14 protein-coding genes are annotated in these 19,022 nt (G+C 71.3%); 10 read left to right on the forward strand and 4 right to left on the reverse strand.

Annotated elements, in window-relative coordinates:
* Positions 1-73 precede the first annotated feature (73 nt).
* Complete coding sequence (polX, locus tag AB0M18_RS22720; protein WP_365760759.1) at positions 74-1,810, forward strand: DNA polymerase/3'-5' exonuclease PolX; 1,737 nt, start codon at positions 74-76, stop codon at positions 1,808-1,810.
* A gap of 8 nt (positions 1,811-1,818) precedes the next feature.
* Here the strand turns inward: polX and AB0M18_RS22725 are convergent, their stop codons facing one another.
* Together AB0M18_RS22725 and AB0M18_RS22730 are read right to left on the reverse strand one after the other, a co-directional pair.
* On the reverse strand, positions 1,819-2,253 hold the full coding sequence (locus AB0M18_RS22725) for an archease (protein ID WP_365760761.1): 435 nt from the start codon (positions 2,251-2,253) through the stop codon (positions 1,819-1,821).
* A gap of 140 nt (positions 2,254-2,393) precedes the next feature.
* Positions 2,394-5,318, reverse strand: a complete 2,925-nt coding sequence (locus AB0M18_RS22730; protein ID WP_365760763.1) for a glycoside hydrolase family 48 protein — start codon at positions 5,316-5,318, stop codon at positions 2,394-2,396.
* 272 nt (positions 5,319-5,590) lie between these two features.
* On the opposite strand from AB0M18_RS22730, the gene AB0M18_RS22735 reads away from it, so the two are divergent.
* The 3 genes from AB0M18_RS22735 (at position 5,591) to AB0M18_RS22745 (ending at position 9,823) form a co-directional block, all read left to right on the forward strand.
* Complete coding sequence (locus AB0M18_RS22735) at positions 5,591-7,144, forward strand: cellulase family glycosylhydrolase (protein WP_365760765.1); 1,554 nt, start codon at positions 5,591-5,593, stop codon at positions 7,142-7,144.
* Positions 7,145-7,160: 16 nt separating this feature from the next.
* Positions 7,161-8,885, forward strand: coding sequence for a glycoside hydrolase family 6 protein (locus tag AB0M18_RS22740; RefSeq protein WP_365760767.1), 1,725 nt, complete (start codon positions 7,161-7,163; stop codon positions 8,883-8,885).
* A 188-nt stretch (positions 8,886-9,073) separates the two neighbouring features.
* Positions 9,074-9,823 (forward strand): dienelactone hydrolase family protein, encoded by a 750-nt coding sequence (locus AB0M18_RS22745; RefSeq protein ID WP_365760769.1) that lies wholly within the window; start codon positions 9,074-9,076, stop codon positions 9,821-9,823.
* A gap of 71 nt (positions 9,824-9,894) precedes the next feature.
* On the opposite strand, the gene AB0M18_RS22750 is transcribed toward AB0M18_RS22745, so the two are convergent.
* On the reverse strand, positions 9,895-10,941 hold the full coding sequence (locus tag AB0M18_RS22750; RefSeq protein WP_365760771.1) for a LacI family DNA-binding transcriptional regulator: 1,047 nt from the start codon (positions 10,939-10,941) through the stop codon (positions 9,895-9,897).
* A 359-nt stretch (positions 10,942-11,300) separates the two neighbouring features.
* Here AB0M18_RS22750 and AB0M18_RS22755 point away from each other — a divergent pair, with 359 nt between their 5' ends.
* The 5 genes from AB0M18_RS22755 (at position 11,301) to AB0M18_RS22775 (ending at position 16,903) form a co-directional block, all read left to right on the forward strand.
* The gene (locus AB0M18_RS22755; RefSeq protein ID WP_365760773.1) at positions 11,301-12,650 is read left to right on the forward strand and encodes an ABC transporter substrate-binding protein; all 1,350 of its coding nucleotides are present in this window, start codon (positions 11,301-11,303) and stop codon (positions 12,648-12,650) included.
* Positions 12,651-12,739: 89 nt separating this feature from the next.
* A complete protein-coding gene (locus AB0M18_RS22760) occupies positions 12,740-13,756 on the forward strand; it encodes a sugar ABC transporter permease (RefSeq protein WP_365760775.1) in 1,017 nt (338 codons plus the stop codon).
* Positions 13,757-13,759: 3 nt separating this feature from the next.
* On the forward strand, positions 13,760-14,626 hold the full coding sequence (locus AB0M18_RS22765; RefSeq protein ID WP_365760777.1) for a carbohydrate ABC transporter permease: 867 nt from the start codon (positions 13,760-13,762) through the stop codon (positions 14,624-14,626).
* A gap of 83 nt (positions 14,627-14,709) precedes the next feature.
* On the forward strand, positions 14,710-16,155 hold the full coding sequence (locus tag AB0M18_RS22770) for a GH1 family beta-glucosidase (protein WP_365760779.1): 1,446 nt from the start codon (positions 14,710-14,712) through the stop codon (positions 16,153-16,155).
* Between the two features lie 100 nt (positions 16,156-16,255).
* The gene (locus AB0M18_RS22775) at positions 16,256-16,903 is read left to right on the forward strand and encodes a 1,4-alpha-glucan branching protein (RefSeq protein WP_365760781.1); all 648 of its coding nucleotides are present in this window, start codon (positions 16,256-16,258) and stop codon (positions 16,901-16,903) included.
* Positions 16,904-16,920: 17 nt separating this feature from the next.
* On the opposite strand, the gene AB0M18_RS22780 is transcribed toward AB0M18_RS22775, so the two are convergent.
* A complete protein-coding gene (locus AB0M18_RS22780) occupies positions 16,921-17,838 on the reverse strand; it encodes a glutaminase (protein ID WP_365760783.1) in 918 nt (305 codons plus the stop codon).
* Between the two features lie 122 nt (positions 17,839-17,960).
* On the opposite strand from AB0M18_RS22780, the gene AB0M18_RS22785 reads away from it, so the two are divergent.
* Positions 17,961-18,911 carry an endonuclease/exonuclease/phosphatase family protein gene (locus AB0M18_RS22785; RefSeq protein WP_365760785.1) on the forward strand — a complete coding sequence of 317 codons (951 nt, stop codon included), beginning with the start codon at positions 17,961-17,963 and terminating at the stop codon, positions 18,909-18,911.
* Positions 18,912-19,022: the final 111 nt, after the last annotated feature.

Below are 19,022 nucleotides of genomic sequence, written 5' to 3' on the forward strand. Positions count from 1 at the left end.
CCAGTAGACCCTCGGCATCCCGGCTTCGCGCACCGTCGGGCACGGCGGGCGCCCGGTTCCTAGACTGGAAGGCGTGGCCCGGCCCAACGAAGAGGTCGAGGCGCTCCTTCAGGAGTACGCGGACCTCATCGCCATCACCGGAGGCGAGGCGTTCAAGGCGCGCGCCTACGAGAAGGCCGCCCGCGCCATCGGCGGGCACCCCGCGGACGTGTCCCGGCTCGACGCGGCGGGTCTGCGGGAGATCCCCGGCGTCGGCAGGTCCATCGCCGAGAAGGTCGTCGAGTACTTCCGCACCGGCAGGGTCGAGATGATCGAGAAGCGGCGGGCGAGGATTCCGGACGGTGTGCGGCAGCTGATGGCCATCCCCACCCTCGGCCCCAGGAAGGCCCTGGCGCTCTACGAGGACCTGCACATCTCCTCCGTGGACGAGCTGGCCGACGCGATCAAGGCGGAGCGTCTGCGCGACCTGCGGGGCTTCGGCGAGAAGACCGAGGCGAACATCCTGCACGGCATCGAGCTGATGCGGCGGGCCGGTGGGCGGATCCTGCTGAGCGCCGCCATGGAGACCGCCGAGGACATCGTCACGACACTGTCCGGGATCAGCGGTTGTGAGGACTGCGCCTACGCGGGGTCGCTGCGCCGGATGAGGGAGACGGTCGGGGACCTCGACATCCTTGTCGCCGCCGCCCGGTCGGCGCCGTTCATGAACGCGCTCACCGAACTTCCGGCCACCGCGGAGGTCCTCGTACACGGCCCCAAGAAGACCTCCGTCCGCACCGTCGACAACATCCAGGTCGACCTGCGGGTGGTGGAGCCGGAGTCATGGGGCGCCGCCCTGCAGTACTTCACCGGCTCCAAGGCGCACAACATCCACACCCGCACGATCGCCGTCCGCGCGGGTCTGAAGCTCTCCGAGTACGGCCTGTTCGAGACGGAGAGCGGCGAACGGGTCGCCTCCCGGACCGAGGAGGAGGTGTACGACCGGCTCGGCCTGCCGTGGATCCCGCCCACCCTGCGGGAGGACCGCGGGGAGATCGAAGCCGGCCTGCGCGGCCAGCTGCCCGCAGTGGTGACGGAGGGCGACATCAAAGGTGATCTGCACACCCACACCGATCTCACCGACGGCCTCGCGCCGCTGGACGACATGGTGAAGGCGGCCGCCGCGCACGGATACGCGTACTACGCGGTCACCGACCACGCACCCGGCCTGGCCATGCAGCAGATGACCGACGACAAGATCCTCGCCCAGCGCGAGCGGGTACGCGAGCTCGACGGCAGGCACCACCGGATGCGGCTCCTGCACGGCACCGAACTCAACATCGGGCCGGACGGCGAGGTGGACTGGCCAGACGCGTTCCTCCGGGACTTCGACCTCTGTGTGGCCTCGGTGCACTCCCACTTCGGCCTTGACCGGGACGCGATGACCCGGCGGCTCGTCCGTGCCTGCGAGAACCCGTACGTCAACGTCATCGGCCATCCCACCACCCGGCTGATCGGCAGACGCCCAGGCGTCGACGCCGACCTCGACGAGGTGTTCGCCGTCTGCGCCCGCACCGGCACCGCCCTGGAGATCAACGCCCAGCCCGACCGCCTCGACCTGGGCGACGAGGACATCCTGCGGGCCAAGGAGTACGGGGTGAGGTTCGCCGTCGACACCGACGCCCATTCGATCCCCCAGCTCGCACACCTCCGCTACGGCGTCGGCACGGCGCAACGCGGATGGCTCACCGCCGACGACGTGATCAACACCTGGCCGCTGCGGCGGCTGCGCCGCTTCCTCAAGAAGGACCGGGCGGGCCGGTCGGCGTGAGTGCGCTCTCACACGTCGAGCGTCACCGAACAGGTCCAGCCGCCCGGCCCCGGGGTCATCGCGGTCTCGTGCAGCGTGACGGCCTTCGGCGCGGCGCCCGTCACCGGAAACGCCCCCGCGTCAGCCGTCCACAGGACGCCCCGCACGCCTCCGTCCACGGGGACCAGTTCCACCTCGACCGGGACCTCTCCCTCCGTGTCCAGCCGGTACACCACCTCGTCGAGGAGAGCGACCAGGACGTCCTCGTCCCGGTCCGCCCGCACCTCCACGTCCCGCCTGTGGTCACCCACCGCCCCCGTCAGGTCCAGGAACGACGCGCAGACACCCCGTACGGCCTGCGCAAGGCACTCCTCCCGGGTGGGAGCCCAGGCCTCCACCCGCAGGTCCGCCGTGTGCGGCACGCTGCGGTGGCCACTGCGGCCCGCCGACGGGTCCGGTCCCACGGACGTTCTCCCTCCTCCTCGGAGCGGGTGCCGAGCCTACCCCGGCCTGTTCCCCGTGGCATGCGGCCGGGCGGGCCCCTTCTCGGGCCCGCCCGGCCGGTTCGTACGCGGAGCGGATGCTCTTCGCGGGGCGGCGGTTGTTATTCGAGCAGTTCCGCGTACGAGCCCATGGCCAGGGCGATGTCCGCCTGGGCCCAGAACCGGTGGTAGGTGAAGACGGGGGCGGCGCCGCCCGCCAGGTAGGCCTCGATCTTCGGCCAGGCCGGGTCGTTCCGGTAGAAGGAGCGGATCGAGGCGAAGGTGGACGAGGAGTTCACCGCGTCGCCGTTGGGCATGGTGCCGGTCCAGCCGCTGGGGACGTAGACGGGGTCGTCGAAGCGGTTGTAGTCGGCGCGGGTCTCCGGGACGGCGATGCCGAGCGGATCCTGGTGGTGGGTCCACATGCCGTCGAGGAGGGCCTTGGCGACGCGCCCGGCCTCGGCGTGACCGGACTTGGCCGCGTAGTAGGTGAGGGTCTTGGCGTAGGCGGCGGCCACGCCGACGTCGTCGGTGTAGTCGGCGACGGTGACGTGCAGACCGGCGTTGGCGCCGGGGTTCGCCGCGTTCCAGGTGTCGGGGGCGCCGGACCACTGGAGGGTGGCGGGGATGCGGTAGGTGCCGTCGGGGTTGACGGTGGTCTTGGAGAGCGCCCAGGCGACCCACTTGTCGAGGACGGTCTTCGCGTCGGTGTCGCCGGTCTGCTGGTAGTACTCGGCGACGCGCTCCATCGACCAGGCCTGGAAGCCGAACCACTGGTTGGACGGCGGGTCGTGGTAGACGGGCTTCTCGTCGTAGTAGAGGCCGTGGAAGGTGGGGGTGCCGGCCGGCGGGGTGGCGTAGCGGCCCTGCCAGCTGTTGGTGGCGCCGCCCGCGATGGCGCCCTCGTCGGACTGGAGCCAGCGGTAGAACTCCAGCTGCCGGTCCAGGCTGGTGCCCCAGTCCGCCGCGCCGGTCGCCGACTTCGGCTTGAGCGGGGCGTAGGTGCTCAGGGCGTACGCGGCGAGCGGGTTCTGGTAGCCGCCGTGGGCGTGGCTGGAGCCGATCCGCCAGGCCCAGCCTGCGCTGGTGTCGGTGGCGCCGCCCCAGGCGTAGTACCAGGACATCAGATACATCGAGCTGTCCTTGCCGGTGCCGGCCGGGCAGGTGGTCGGTCCGACGCAGTCGCCGGCCTTCTTGAAGTACTTGTCGAACAGGGAGTAGCGCAGGTAGTCGCCCATCTTGGCGGCCTTGCCGACGGTCGTGGCGACCTGGGCGCCCCTGCCCTGCTGCTTGGCCCAGACGTCGGCCCAGTAGACGGCCTGGACGGCCCGGGCGTCGGCGTCGGGGGCGTTGGTGAACTTCCACTGCTTGGCGTAGGAGGAGTCCCCGGTGAAGAGGTCCAGGTAGCCGTTCCTGCCGCCGTAGGAGAAGTTGTCGCAGGTGGGGTGGGTGACGGTCTCCCAGACGGACTCCTGCGGGCCGCGCTGGAAGGTGTTGATGTACGAGGGGCCGGTCGCCGTGGGGCCGGTGGAGCACTTCCCGGGCTCGTTGCCGTAGCCGTAGACGTTGTCGACGTCCTGGATCCAGTGCATGCCGTAGATGTCGTCGGTGCCGTACGCGCTCTTCAGCTCGGCGGCGATCGGGTCGACGCCGGACGTCACACCGGTGTCCAGCCTCGCCGGGTACTGGGACGGCAGGTCCCACTCGGGTGCGTAGGTGGCGGGCTTGGAGGCGCTGTAGAAGGAGTTGGTCGGCTGGTCGGCGTGGGTGGGGATCATGTAGCGCTCAAGGGTGTCCCACGCGCCGTTGAACTTCGACCAGTCGCCGGTGATCTTCCCGTACATGGCCTGGAGCCACACGAGATAGCTGTACGCCTCCGAGGTCGTCTCGTGGCCGTGGTCGGGGGCCTCGACGATCAGGGTCTCGACGGAGTGGTACGGGATGCCCTCGGGCGAGAAGTAGCCGTTGGCCGGGTTGGTGATCTTCCCGTGGAGGTCGAGGAAGCGGGCCTCGTAGGTCGAGCTCGCGGCCAACTGGGCGACGGTGACCTCGGCCTTGGTGTGGCCGGGGGCGGTCGCGGTGAAGACGGCGGTGCCGGTGCCGGTGGGCGCGGCGGTGACGGTCACCTTCTGGGCGGTGTTCCAGTTCGCCGGGGTGAAGGTGAGGGTGGCCGGGCTCGCGGTGAGACCGGTGACGCCGGAGGTGCGGGCGACGCTCACGGTGACGTTCGCGGCCGGCTGGGTGGAGAGCCTGAGGTCGAAGGTGCCGGTCGTCCCCTGGCGTACGGAGAGCTGGGCGGGCGTGGCGACGAGCGCGGCTCCGGCGGCGACGGTGATGCCGACGGGGGCGGATTCGCCGGTGGCGCCGAGCGAGTCGTAGGCCTTGGCGTAGAGGGAGTGGGTGCCGGCGGCCAGGGAGGTGGCGCCGAGGGTGAAGGGGGCGGTGGTGTCGGTGCCGAGGAGGGTCGTGTCGCTGTAGAACTCGACCTTGCTCACGGTGGCGCCGTCGGCGGCGGCCGCGGTGGCGGCGAGCGGGACGGGATCGCCCTGGGTGTAGACGGCGCCGGGCGCGGGGCTGGTGAGGACGGCGACCGGGGGCTGGTGGGCGCCCGTGCAGGGGGTGCCGTTGACGGTGAAGGAGGTGGGCGCCGTGTTGCTGCCGGTGTACGAGAACTGGGCGCCGGTGGTGACGGCGGCCCCGGCGGCGACGGTGCCGTTCCAGGCGGCGTTGGTGACGGTGATGTTCTTGCCGGACTGGGTCCAGGTGCCGTTCCAGCCGTTGCTCAGCTTCTGGTCACCGGCGTACGTGTAGCCCAGGGTCCAGCCGTTGAGGGCGGTGGTGGCGCGGTTGGTGAGGGTGAGCTCGGCGGTGAAGCCGGAGCCCCAGTCGTTGGTCGTGTAGTCGACGCTGCACTGCACGTCGGCGGCCTGGGCGGTGGGCGGTCCGACCGCGAGCAGTGCGGCGGGCAGGGCCAGTACGGCGGCCAGCGCGGTGAGGGGCCGGACCGGGCGGCGTGGGCCGCGGGGCCGGCGGGGGCGTGATGGCATGCGGGTGGTTCTCCTCGCGGCTCGAAGATGGGGTGGTGCGAGGGTGAGTGGTCAAGCTCTGAACCAGTGGGAGCGCTCCCACTGTGCAGATCCGGCGTGACCCCGTCAAGACGGCCGAAGAGTCGAAGGCAGGCGAACGCACCCGCCCGGGAAATTTGTTCAACTCCTCTTTTCCTTGGCGGCGGTTGGCGCTACGGTCTGCCGGACCAGTGGGAGCGAATCCATCCCGTCGGCACCCCTTCCCGGGGTGTCCTCGCTGCGAGGACTCGCTCATGCGACATCCCCCACGTCTGACGGCGCTGCTCGCGGGAGCGGCGCTCACGGCGGCGAGCACCGCTCTCGTCGTCACCGGTACGGCCTCGGGAGCCGCCACCGCCTGCACCGTGGAGTACTCGGTCACGAACCAGTGGTCCGGGGGCTTCCAGGGTGCCGTCAGCGTCACGAACAACAGCACGGCGCTCAGCAGTTGGACCCTCGGCTTCGGCTTCCCCGCAGGTCAGGCGGTGAGCCAGGGCTGGGGCGGCAAGTGGTCCCAGTCCGGGACGTCCGTGGCCGTCGTGAACGAGAGCTGGAACGGCGCACTCGGCACGGGCGCGACGGTGACGGCCGGCTTCATCGCCTCCTGGACGGACAGCAACCCGGCCCCGACCGCGTTCACCCTGAACGGCGCACCGTGCGACACGGGCGGATCGACGCCCACTCCCACCCCCACCACTCCGACACCCACGCCGACGACACCGACCCCCAACCCCACCGATCCGACGACTCCCCCGACCACGCCGCCGACCACACCGCCCAGCCCGGTCACCGGCGCGCCCGAACTCAGCGTCTCCGGCAACAGGTTCACCGACCAGAACGGCGCGACCCGCCGGCTGCTCGGCGTGAACCGCTCCGGCGGCGAGTTCATGTGCGTCCAGGGCTACGGCATCTGGGACGGTCCCGTCGACGACGCCTCGATCGCGGCGATCGCCGACTGGAAGGCCAACACCGTCCGCATCCCGCTCAACGAGGAGTGCTGGCTCGGTCTCGACAACATCAAGCCCGAGTACCGCGGGGCGAACTACGTCTCCGCGGTCGAGGGCCTGGTCGACCGGGTACTCGCCCACGGCCTGACCCCGGTGGTCGAACTCCACTGGACCCACGGCCAGTACACCGGCAACTCGGCCGGCTGCTCCGACGTCCACGCGTCCTGTCAGAAGCCGATGCCGAACGCCCAGTACACGCCCGCGTTCTGGACCTCGGTCGCGAACACCTTCAAGGACGACATGCGGGTGGTCTTCGACCTGTTCAACGAACCGTACCCGGACCGGGCGACCTCCACCGCCGCCCAGGCCTGGAGCTGCTGGCGGGACGGCGGCAGCTGCCCCGGCATCGGTTACGAGGTCGCCGGCATGCAGGACCTGGTGGACGCGGTCCGTACGACCGGGGCGAAGAACCTCGTCCTGGTGCCCGGCATCGCGTACTCCAACGACCTGAGCCGGTGGCTGCAGAACCGCCCCGCGGACCCGGCGGGCAATCTGGCCGCCGCCTGGCACGTCTACAACTTCAACAGCTGCTCCACCGAGACGTGCTGGAACGACACCCTCGCCCCTGTTGCCGCCCAAGTGCCGCTGCTCGCGGGCGAGATCGGTGAGAACACCTGCGCACACGGATTCGTCGACCGGGTCATGAAGTGGTTCGACGACCGCGGCCTGTCCTATCTGGGCTGGACCTGGAACACCTGGAACTGCGGCTCCGGGCCCGCCCTGATCACCTCGTACGACGGCACTCCCACCGCATTCGGCATCGGGCTGCGCGACCACCTGCGCACCCTGAACGGACACTGAAAGGGCCCCCACCCCCATGAGCCGCACGAAGAGCCGCACCGCCCTGTTCGCGGCGCTCGGCCTGGTCGCCGCCACCGGCGCGACGGCCACCGCCCTGAGCACCGCCACCGCCGGCGCCGCCGCCGCGGGCTGCAAGGTCGACTACCAGATCGCCAGCCAGTGGAACACCGGCTTCACCGCGAACGTCGTCGTCACCAACCTCGGCGACCCGGTCAACGCCTGGACGCTCGGCTGGAGCTACGGAGGCGACCAGAAGGTCACCCAGGGCTGGAACGCCGACATCAGCCAGACCGGCGCCGCCGTGACCGCGAAGAACCTCTCCTACAACGGAACCCTCGCGACCGACGGGTCCACCTCCTTCGGCTTCAACGCCACGTACAGCGGCACCAACGCCGTGCCCGCGACCTTCACGCTCAACGGCGTCGCCTGCACCGGCTCGGTGCCGACCACCCCGCCCACCACTCCCCCGACGACGCCGCCGCCGGCCGGCACCAAGGCCGACAACCCGTACGCCGGGGCGCGGGTGTACGTGAACCCGGAGTGGTCCGCCAACGCGGCGGCGGAGCCCGGTGGCACCCGGGTGTCGAACCAGCCCACCGGCATCTGGGTGGACCGGATCGCCGCCATCGACGGCGCGAACGGCGGCATGGGCGTGCGCGCGCATCTCGACGAAGCGCTCCGCCAGAAGGGCGACGGCGAGCTGGTCGTCCAGTTCGTCATCTACAACCTGCCCGGCCGTGACTGCGCGGCCCTCTCCTCCAACGGCGAGCTCGGCCCGACGGAGATCGGCACGTACGAGACGCAGTACATCGACCCGATCGCGGCGATCCTCTCCGACCCGAAGTACGCGAGCCTGCGGATCGTCACCACGGTCGAGCTCGACTCGCTGCCCAACCTCGTCACCAATGTGAGCGGACGCCCCACGGCGACCCCGAACTGCGACGTGATGAAGTCCAACGGCAACTACATCAAGGGCGTCGGCTACGCCCTCAAGAAGCTGGGCGCGATCCCCAACGTCTACAACTACCTGGACGCCGGCCACCATGGCTGGCTCGGCTGGGACGACAACTTCGGGCCCTCCGCAGAGCTGTTCAAGACGGCGGCGACCGCCGAGGGCTCGACCCTCGCCAACGTGACCGGCTTCATCGTCAACACCGCCAACTACAGCGCCCTGAAGGAGGACCACTTCACCATCAACGACACCGTGAACGGGACCACGGTGCGCCAGTCCACGTGGGTGGACTGGAACCGCTACACCGACGAGCTGTCGTACGCCCAGGCGATGCGCGACAAGCTGGTCTCGATCGGCTTCGACCCGAAGATCGGCATGCTGATCGACACCTCCCGCAACGGCTGGGGCGGCACCGCCCGGCCGACCGGCCCGGGCGCGACGACCGACGTCAACACCTATGTCGACGGCGGTCGTTACGACCGCCGCATCAACCCCGGCAACTGGTGCAACCAGGCGGGCGCGGGACTCGGGGAACGTCCGAAGGCGGCCCCGGAGCCGGGCATCGACGCGTACGTCTGGATGAAGCCCCCGGGCGAGTCCGACGGGGCGAGCTCCGAGATCCCGAACGACGAGGGCAAGGGCTTCGACCGCATGTGCGACCCGACGTACACCGGCAACCCCCGGAACAACAACAACCTGTCCGGCGCCCTGCCGAACTCCCCGCTGTCGGGCAAGTGGTTCTCGGCCCAGTTCCAGGAGCTCATGAAGAACGCGTACCCGGCACTGTGACGCACTGACCGACGGGCACGGAGGGGGCGCGGGACGTCGCCCGCGCCCCCTCCGTGATACGTTTCGCGGCGCCGTGCGTTGCTGCGACTTCAGGAGGTGAGACCGATCAACACGATGACAGGTCGGGCTTCCCTCCCCCGCATGGCCTAGGGAGCCCGCAGAAGGCATCCCGAAAGGCTCGAAACGCCATGAGCTTCCCCTCTTCGCTCTCCTTCACCTCCGAGACGTCGTCCGCCGGCGTCCGCGAACAGCTCTTCAGCCTCGGCGAGCTTCCCGGCGTGCTGTGGACGCCGGCCGGCGCCGCCGGGACGCGTCCGCTCGTCCTGATGGGCCACGGCGGCGGGCAGCACAAGAAGGCGCCCGACATCGTGACCCGGGCGCACCGCTTCGTGACCGAGTGCGGCTACGCGGTCGTGGCGGTCGACGTCCCCGCCCATGGCGACCGGCCGAAGGTCGAGGAGTACGACCGACTGGCGGCCGAGAACCAGGCCCGGGTGGCGGCGGGGGCCGAACTGGCGCCGCTGGTCGCCGAGTTCCAGGCCATGGTGGCCCGGCGGACCGTGCCGGAGTGGCGGGCGGTCCTGGACGCGGTCCAGCGGCTCGGGCACGTGGGCACCGGCCCGGTCGGCTACTGGGGCGTCTGTCTGGGCTGCGGCCTCGGCGTCCCCTTCGTCGCCGCCGAGGCCCGGGTCCGCGCGGCCGTCCTGGGCCTGGGCGGGGCACTCGCCTCGGCCGAGGCCGCCGCCCGGATCACCGTACCGGTGGAGTTCCTGGTCCAGTGGGACGACGAGCGGGTGCCACGGGCCGACGGCCTGGCGCTGTTCGACGCCCTGGGCTCGACGGAGAAGACCCTGCACGCCAACCCCGGCCCGCACGGCGGGATCCCGGCGTACGAGCTGGACAGCGCGGTGCGGTTCTTCGCCCGCCACCTCGGCTGACCGCTGCCCGCCGATCCCTGCCCGTGGTGCGGGCGGCCGTGATGCGGGCGTCCGTGGTGCGGGCGCCCGCCTCACGAGGACTCCCGCACCACCAGCTCCGTCGGCAGCACCTGGCGCGCGCCCTCCGCGGCGGCCGGCTCCCCCTCGCCCCCGGCCTCGCCGGACAGCTCCCGCAGCAGCATCCGCGCCATCGTGCGGCCCATCTCCTCGATGGGCTGGCGCACGCTGGTGAGGGGCGGGTCCATGAGGCGGGCGACGGCGGAGTCGTCGACGCCGACGAGGGCGACGTCCTCGGGGACCCGGCGGCCGGTCTCGCGCAGGACGCCGCGGGCGCCGGCGGCCATGACGTCGGAGGCCGCGAAGACGGCGTCCAGGTCGGGCGCGCGGTCGATCAGGGCGCGCATGGCGCGGCGGCCGCCTTCCTCGGTGAAGTCGCCCGTGGCGACGAGGAGTTCGTCGGGCGCGAGACCGGCCCCCGTGATCCCCTCGCGGTAGCCGTCGAGGCGGGCCCGCGCCACGTACATGTCGAGCGGGCCGGTGATGGTGGCGATCCGGCGGCGGCCGCGGGCGGCGAGGTGCGCGACGGCGGCGCGGCCGGCGCCGGTGTTGTCGGAGTCGACGTAGGCGGCGGGCTCGTCGGCGGTGCGCCGGCCGTTGAGGACGACGGGCAGGCCGAGTTCGCGGACGCGGTCGGGCAGCGGGTCGTCGGCGTGCACGGAGGCGAGCAGGACGCCGTCCACGCGCCGGGCGGCCAGATACTGCTCGAAGCGCTGCCGCTCCCGCTCGGTGCGAACCAGGGTGAGCAGCAACTGCTGGTCGGCCTCGCCGAGTTCGGCGCTGATGCCGCGGATGATGTCCAGGAAGTACGGCTCGGCGAAGAGCCGTGCCTCGGTCTCGGGGATGACCAGCGCGATGGCGTCGGTGCGGCTGCCGGCGAGGGTGCGGGCGGCCTGGTTGGGCACGTATCCCAGTTCCTCGATGGCCCGGTGGACGGCCTCGCGGGCCTGGTCGCTGACCCGGGGCGAGCCGTTGATGACCCGGGACACCGTGCCCCGGCCGACTCCGGCCCGGGCCGCGACCTGTTCCAGCGTGGGCCTGCCACTGTGCCGTCCGCTCACGACCCTCGTACTCCCCTCGTGCGGCCTCGCCCCGTTCCTTGCGGCGATCAGGTCAAGATAGGCCACGATCCAGGCGCCCGTCGCGCACGGCACCGTTCGGAAAGCGAAGGCGGTTCCCTGCGGTGGGAGCGCTCCCACATTACCCGAACCAGGACACGGCGCACCGGCCGCGGCCCCTCGTAACGAATCCGCGTTCATGTCTTGACACTGCCGCCCGAGAGGCAGGAACCTTCCGGCAACGACGACGTGGGAGCGCTCCCATCCGGTCCCATCGGGGACCGGCGGGGCGAGTCGCGCGCTCCCCGCGCACCGAGACTTCGGCGCACGACGAGCACCACCTTTGGGACGAGGAGAGTGGAATGCGCACATCCAGCAGCAGACGGGCCCCCGGCCGCGCCCGCCGTACCGCGCTGGCGGCGACGGCGGCCCTGGTCACCGGTACGGCCCTGCTCACCGGCTGCGGGGACGGCGGCGACGGAGGGGACTCCGCCGACGGCGGCACGATCACGCTGCGGGTCGGGACCTACGGTTCCTTCGGCTACGACAACAACACCGGCGCCAAGCTCTACGCCGAGTACGAGAAGAGCCACCCCAACATCAAGATCGTCGAGTCGAACGTGGCCGACGGACAGAAGTACTGGGACACCCTCAAGCTGCGCCTCTCCCGCAACAGCGGCCTGGCGGACATCCAGGCCGTCGAGGTGGGCTACATCGCCGAGGCGACCGGCCCCGCGATGGCGGACAAGTGGGTCGACCTGTCCAAGACCGGCGGCGCGGACCTCGATACCTTCCTCGACTGGAAGGTGAAGCAGGCGAGCACCCCCGACGGAAAGGTGATCGCCCTCGGCACCGACATCGGCCCGATGGCCATCTGCTACAACAAGGAGCTCTTCGCCAAGGCCAAGCTGCCCACCGACCGCACCGAGGTCGGCCGGCTGTGGGCGGGCGACTGGGAGAAGTTCCTGGAGACCGGCAAGAACTACCAGAAGAGCGCGCCGGCCGGGACCTTCTTCCACGACTCGGCAAGCGGCCTGTTCAACGCCGTCGTCAACAGCGACCCCGAGCAGTACGCGAACACCAAGGGCGAGCTCGTCTGGGAGACCAGCCCCGGCGTGAAGAAGGGCTGGGACACCGCCGTCAAGGCGGCGCAGGCCGGAATCACCGCCAAGCTGCGCCAGTTCGACGAGAAGGGCACCTGGAACGCCGCCTTCAAGAACTCGAGGTTCGCCACCGTCGCCTGCCCGAGCTGGATGACCGGCTACATCAAGGACCAGGCAGGACCGGGCAACCAGGGCAAGTGGGACATCGCCACGCCGCCGGTGGCGGGCAACTGGGGCGGTTCCTTCCTCGCCGTGCCGAAGTCCGGGAAGCACGCCAAGGAGGCCGCGGAGCTGGCCGCCTGGCTGACCGCCCCGGCCCAGCACGCCAAGGTGTTCGCGGTGAACGGCAACATCCCGTCCACCAAGGACACGCTGTCCTCCGCCGCCGTGGTCGGCGCGAAGATCCCCTACTTCGGCGACACCCCGGTCGGTGAGATCTACGCGGCCGCGGCCGCCCAGATCAAGCCCGCCCCGATCAGCCGCTACGACGGCCAGGTGAAGACCTTCCTCACCGACAACGGCATCCTCGACATCGAGCAGCGCGGCACCGATCCGGCGAAGGCCTGGGAGAACGTCAAGAAGCTGGTCGACGACAAGATCGACCAGTAGCGGGAGGCGGCGGGGGCCCGGCCGTTCACACGGCCGCGGTCCCCGCCGCAGCGCCCCACCCGTACGCACCGAACTGGAAGGACGCCCCCGTGGCCACCTCCGTACGGGCGAGGAAGGGCGGCTCCGCGTCGCCCGACGCACCGCCCGCCCGCTCCTCGCGTCCCGGCGCCCGGCGCCCGGACGGCGGCGGCCCGTCCGCCCTGCGCCGCCGGCTCTACCGCTGGGACCTGAAGGCGACCCCGTACGCCTTCGTCGCCCCCTTCTTCCTCACCTTCGCCGCCTTCGGGCTCTTCCCGCTGCTCTACACCGGCTGGCTGTCGCTCAACCGGGTCGAGCTGGGCGGCGATCCGCAGTGGAAGGGCCTGGAGAACTACACCGACCTGGCCGGCAGCGAGTTCTTCTGGAACGCGCTCGGCAACACCTTCACCATCGGTGTGATCTCGACCGTCCCGCAGCTGCTCATGGCGCTCGGTCTCGCGCACCTGCTCAACTACAAGCTGCGCGGCCGGGGCTTCTTCCGGGTCGCGGTCCTCGCCCCGTACGCGACCTCGATCGCCGCGGCGACGCTGGTCTTCACCCAGCTCTTCAACAAGGACTACGGACTCATCAACTCGGCTCTCGGCCTGGTCGGTTTCGACCCGGTCGACTGGGAGTCCTCCAAGTGGCCCGCGCAGATCGCCATCTCGGTGATCGTGACCTGGCGGTGGACCGGCTACAACGCGCTGATCTACCTGGCCGCGATGCAGGCCGTGCCGCAGGACCTGTACGAGGCGGCCGCCCTCGACGGGGCCTCGCGCTGGCGGCAGTTCCTCAGCGTGACCATCCCCTCGATCCGGCCGACGATCATGTTCACGATCATCGTCTCGACCATCGGCGCCACCCAGCTGTTCGGCGAGCCGATGCTCTACGGGGGCAGTGTCGGCATCTCCGGCGGCAGCGGCAACCAGTTCCAGACGCTGAGCCTGCTGATGTACGAGAAGGGCTGGGTCACCGGGGCGCTGGGCCAGGCGTCGGCGATCGCCTGGGTGATGCTGCTGCTCCTGCTCCTCATCGGCGGCGTCCAGTCGCTCGTCGCCCGCGCGAACCGCAAGAAGCTGGGGGGCTGACCCGTGCGCACCCGATTCCGCCCGTCGTTCCGTCAGTCGGCCGGCCGGCAGCACGACGCCGGGCCGCTGACCTACGTCCTGCTCGGCCTCGCCGCGCTGGTCTCGCTGTTCCCGCTCTACTGGAACCTGGTGGCGGCCTCGCACACCGGTGAGCGGGTGGTCAGCCCGCCGGCGCCGCTGCTGCCCGGGCCGCGGCTCTTCGACAACCTGTCCTTCGCCTGGAACCAGGTCGACATGGGCGAGGCGCTGGTCAACACGACGATCGTCGCCGCGCTGGTCTCCCTGTCCACCGTGCTGTTCTCCACCCTGGCCGGCTTCGCCTTCGCCAAGCTGCCGTTCAAGGGCCGCAACGTGCTCCTCGCCCTGGTGGTCGCGACGATGACCGTGCCGCCGCAGCTGAGCGTGATCCCGCTGTACCAGATCATCACCGACCTGGGCTGGGTCGACCAGCTGCAGTCGGTGGTGCTGCCCTCGCTCGTCGCCGCCTTCGGCGTGTTCTTCATGCGGCAGTTCCTCGTCGAGGCGCTGCCCGTCGAGCTGGTGGAGGCCGCCCGGATGGACGGGGCGCACTCGCTGCGGATCATCTGGCACGTGGTGTTCCCGGTCGCCCGGCCCGCCATGGCGGTGCTCGGCATGCTGGTCTTCGTGCAGGCGTGGAACGACTTCTTCTGGCCGTTCATCGCGCTCACCCCGGACGGCAACCCGACCCTCCAGGTGGCCCTGGCGGGCCTGGGCGCGGGCAACCACACCGTCGACCAGGCCGTGGTGCTGACCGGCGCGCTGATCTCGACGGTGCCGCTGCTGCTCGTGTTCGCCGTGCTCGGCAAGCACATCGTCGGCGGGATCACCTCGGGCGCGGTCAAGAGCTGACGCCCGGCCGCCGCTTCCTTTCCCGTACCGCCCCGGTACGTCCTCATGTCACCCCTTCTGTCTTCCGTTGGGAGCGCTCTCCTATGACCGCGTCCGAAACCCGGCCGCTGACCGCCGTCCGCCGATTCCCGTCCGACTTCCTGTGGGGCGCGGCCACCGCCGCGTACCAGATCGAGGGAGCGGCGGCCGAGGACGGCCGGACGCCGTCCATCTGGGACACCTTCTCGCACACCCCCGGGAAGGTCTTCGAGGGCCACACGGGCGATGTCGCCGTGGACCACTACCACCGCTTCCGCGACGACGTCCGGCTGATGTCCGAGCTCGGACTGAACGCGTACCGCTTCTCGGTGTCGTGGTCGCGGGTGCAGCCGACCGGGCGCGGCCCGGCGGTGCAGAAGGGTCTGGACTTCTACCGACGCCTTGTGGACGAGCTGCTCGCGGCCGGCATCGAACCGGCGCTCACCCTGTACCACTGGGACCTGCCGCAGGAGCTGGAGGACGCGGGCGGCTGGCCGGAGCGGGCGACGGCGGAGCGTTTCGCCGCGTACGCGACGCTGGTCGCCGACGCGCTGGGCGACCGGGTGAGCCGCTGGACCACCCTGAACGAGCCGTGGTGCAGCGCCTTCCTGGGGTACGGATCCGGGGTGCACGCGCCGGGCCGGACCGACCAGGTGGCCTCGCTGCGCGCCGCGCACCACCTGAACCTGGGGCACGGGCTCGCGGTGCAGGCGCTGCGTGCGGCGCTGCCGGCCGGGGCGAAGCTGGCGGTCTCGCTCAATCTGCACGAGGTGCGGCCGCTGACCGGCTCCGCGGAGGACCGCGAGGCGGCCCGCCGGATCGACACCGTCGGCAACGGGGTGTGGCTGGGCCCGATGCTGGAGGGCCGCTATCCCGAGGAGCTGTTCACGGACACCGCGCACCTGACGGACTGGGGCTTCGTCCGGGCCGGGGACGAGGCGACGGCCGGGCAGCGGCTCGACTGGCTGGGCATCAACTACTACACGCCGACGGTGGTCTCGAAGGTCGCCGAGGGCGAGGCGAAGCCGCAGGACGACGGGCACGGCGCCAGCCCGTTCTCGCCGTGGCCGGGCGCGGACGACGTGGCCTTCCACCAGGCGGACGGGCCGCGCACGGCGATGGGCTGGCCGGTGGACCCGTCCGGTCTGACGGACCTGCTGACCCGGGTCGCGGCCCGCTACCCGGACCTGCCCCTGGTGGTGAGCGAGAACGGCGCGGCGTACGAGGACGTGGTCGGCGCGGACGGCTCGGTGCACGACCCGGAGCGGACGGCCTATGTGCACGCGCACCTGGAGGCGGTCCACCGGGCGGTGGAGGCGGGCGCGCCCGTGCACGGCTACTTCCTGTGGTCGCTGCTCGACAACTTCGAGTGGGCGTACGGCTATGCGAAGCGGTTCGGCGCGGTGCACGTGGACTACGCGACGCAGCGGCGCACGCCGAAGTCGAGTGCCCGGTGGTACGCGGAGGTGGCGCGGTCGGGCGAGCTGCACGCCCCGGGGGCGGACGCCTGATCGCACCGGATCGGGTGTCCGGGCGAAGATCGTGTAGAGGTACGGTTTCCGGGCGGTCCGCCGACCGGGAACCGTACCGTCACGGAGGAAGTGCTCGCGTATGTCTGTGATCCACAGGACCACCATGGCGCCGACCAAGCTGGAGCTGCTCACGGCCTGGCTGCCGACCCGTCCCTGGTACCGGGGCGGCGAGGGCGGCGTGCCCGAGCTGGCGAAGGCGGGCGGCTTCCGGCTCGACGACCCGGAAGGCGAGGTGGGCATCGAGTTCATGGTGGTCGCGGACTCCGCCGGCGACGAGGTCCACGCGTATCTGGCGGCGATGACCTATCGCGGGGCGCCGCTCGCGGGCGCCGAGCACGCGCTGATCGGCACCTCGGAGCACGGGGTGCTCGGCACCCGGTGGATCTACGACGGCGCTCACGACCCGGTCCTGCTCGGCCGGCTGGCCGCGCTCCTGGAGGGCCGGGCGGTCCCCCAGGCGCAGAGCGAGACGGACACGCCGGACCCGACGGTCGAGGCCTCCTTCGACGGGCCGGCGGGCGCGTGGGACGTGTCGGCCGCGCCGGTCGTCGAGGAGGGTGCGTACGGCACGGACATACGGCTCGGGGCGGGCGCGCCGCCGCTGCGGCTGGCCCGGGTGCTCGACGAGAAGGCGGCCGGCCCGCGCGGCCATGTGGTCACCGGCTGGTCGCTGCCGGACGGCGGGGCGCGCCGCGGGGCGTACGTCCTGGTGCTCGACGCCTCCTGAGGCCGTCGGCCGGCCGGTCAGAACACGGACAGGCCGGTGATGGTGGTGAACCGGTCGAGGGCGGTGACGCCGGCGACCGAGTTCCCCCGCTCGTCCAGGCCGGGGCTCCACACGCACAGTGTGCAGCGCCCGGGCACGACGGCGATGATGCCGCCGCCGACACCGCTCTTGCCGGGCAGCCCGACCCGGTAGGCGAAGTCGCCGGCGGCGTCGTACGTTCCGCAGGTCAGCATCACCGCGTTGACCTGCTTGGCCTGGCTGCGGGTGAGCAGCCGGGAGCCGTCGGCGCGGATGCCGTGCCGGGCGAGGAAGCCGGTGGCGAGGGCGAGGTCGGCGCAGGAGGCCTCGACGGAGCACTGGCGGAAGTACTCGCGCAGCAGGGTCGGCACCGGGTTGGCGATGTTGTCGTAACCGGCCATGAAGTGCGCGAGGGCGGCGTTGCGGTCGCCGTGCGCGGTCTCGGAGGCGGCGACGTCGCGGTCGAAGTCGAGGTCCTGGTTGCCGCTCTCGGCGCGCAGGAAGTCGAGCAGGACGCCGGAGGCGTCGCCGGTGATGCGGTGCAGCTGGTCGGTGACGACGAGGGCGCCGGCGTTGATGAACGGGTTGCGCGGGATGCCGTTCTCGTACTCCAGCTGGACCAGCGAGTTGAACGGGTTGCCGGAGGGTTCGCGGCCGACGTGCTCCCAGAGTGCCTCGCCCTTGCGGGCCAGGGCGAGGGCGAGGGTGAAGACCTTGGTCACGGACTGGGTGGAGAAGGGCCGCTGCCAGTCCCCCACGCCGTACACGGTGCCGTCGAGTTCGGCGACCGCCATGCCGAAGCTGCCGGGGTCGCCGGAGGCGAGTGCGGGGATGTAGTCGGCGGGTCGCCCGCGTTCCGCGAGGACGGCGATCTCCTCGGCGATCCGGTCGAGGACGGGTTCGAACGTCAACAGCATGATCACATCATGCGCTGTGCGGTCCCGGGTCGCTGTCGGTACCCCCTCCTATGATCTTGTCTTGTGTCGCAGGTGCCGGCACCCGGCCGCGGTGCGGCCGGTCAAGGGGGAGGGGTTGTCTCATGCACCGACGACTGGCCCGACGGGGCGGTCTTCGAACGGTTCTCGCGGGGGTGGTGGCCGCGGTGCTGCTGCCCGCGACGACGGCCACGGCCCGGGCGGCGACGCCGAGCCCGCGCACGTACACGGTCTGGCAGTGGAACGTGGCGGGGAACACGATCCACCACGGCTCGACCACCGACGGCCTGGTCACCCAGGCCGCCGCCTCGGTCGTCAACCGCTCTGCCGACTTCGCGGCCTTCAACGAGCTGTGTCAGGGACAGTACAGCGCCCTGGTCGACGAACTGCGGGCCAAGGGCTGGCCGCAGGACCCGCAGAACTTCGCCCGCTTCGAGCCGAGCCGCCCGGCGGGCAACGCGGCGGTGTGCGGCGGCGAGGCGTTCGGCAACGCGCTGTTCAGCAAGCGGCCGCTCGGTTCCGCCGCCCGCTTCGCGCTCCCGGACGACGGGACGGCGGAGAAGCGCAACATGCTGTGCGCGCCGCTGACCGACGGCACGTCGACCCGGTTCTGCACGACGCACATCACGACGAGCCAGGACTTCAACGTGGCGCAGCTGGAGTTCGTGCGGCAGAAGCTGGAGGAGTACGCGGGCGCAGGTGAGACGGCGCTCATCGCGGGCGACTTCAACGCCCAGCCGCACTACGGCCGGCTGAACTCGTACTACGCGCCCAGTCTGGACACGCCGTACAACACGAACAACACCGGCCAGTACCGGGAGCTCGACGACAGCGACGCCGAGCACTGCCCGGGCTATGGGGAGTGGACGGCGGACGGGACGCCCGGGGCGACCCCGCCGTGCGGCGGGTACGCGAAGATCGACCACATCTTCGTCCGGGAGAGCGCACTGGCGGGACCGTACAGCGCGGACTCGCTCGCGATCTCGACCGCGTGCGCGAACGTCGCAGCCTGCTCCGACCATCGGATACTCGTCGGCACGGTGACCGTCAGGTAGCCCCCGCCGGGCCCCTGGGCGCCTCGCGGGCGGGTGCCCGCGAGTGGCGGAGCCGAGGCGTCCGGGTGAGGGTGACATGGGGCGTGACCACCCCGTGGGGGCTGACTGGGA

Origin of the sequence: Streptomyces sp. NPDC051909 (assembly GCF_040681095.1) — a bacterium.
Classification (GTDB): domain Bacteria; phylum Actinomycetota; class Actinomycetes; order Streptomycetales; family Streptomycetaceae; genus Streptomyces.